A 713-nucleotide genomic window follows, 5' to 3' on the forward strand; every position below is an offset into this window, starting at 1 on the left:
GGAATGTTGATCATTGTTGTATCCAGTATGGTTGCAAGTGAAGTGTTCAAGCAGCAGTCTATTTTCCTGAGTATATTGAAGGAACAAGGTCTCGATTATCACAATAGCCCGGTTATTCAGGCACTTCGCCGCGTCAGTGTTGGCGCCATTATGACCCGACAATTTAGTCCGACGAAACGGCATATAGTTTACGAGGAAGCCAAGGAAATTTTGCGCCAGGAGCCTAAATGGATACTAATCAATAACAGCGATGGTAAACCAGTTTCGCTTCTTCCCACGGTCGATCTTGCGCACTACCTGGAGGAAAACGAACAGGAGCTGGTCGAGGGTGAGGAGCACCCGATTAAGGAGCGCATCCTGATCGACCTGTTTGAAATCCCGGCACAGCGAAAAGATATTGCCTCTCTCTACTTTCAAGCCACGCTTCAGGAAACCCTTGACCGCTTTACAGAAACTAAAACTGAAGCCTTATATGTCGAGAGAACCAGTGCTCCTACCGTTTCGCGTGTCCTGGGTATCGTCACTCGCGCTGAAGTCGAAAATTATTATCAATACAAAAGGAAATAAACATGCTTTGGGTAAAAAGCTTTCACATTGTTGCTGTTGTATGCTGGTTTGCCGCCTTATTTTACTTGCCCCGCTTATTTGTCTACTACGCTCAGTCAACAGACCAAACCAGCTTAGAGCGTTTCAAAGTTATGGAACGAAAGCTA

The 713-nt window shown here is 45.7% G+C and carries 1 protein-coding gene and 1 pseudogene; both read left to right on the forward strand.

The features are described 5' to 3' along the window. Positions 1-567, forward strand: a pseudogene (locus A3729_RS32800) (chloride channel protein); the annotation flags it as partial. Positions 568-569: 2 nt separating this feature from the next. Next, the coding region (locus A3729_RS30785) for a CopD family protein (protein ID WP_197475775.1) at positions 570-713 on the forward strand (144 nt) is incomplete at its 3' end.

The sequence above is a fragment of the Oleiphilus sp. HI0043 genome (genome assembly GCF_001634935.1).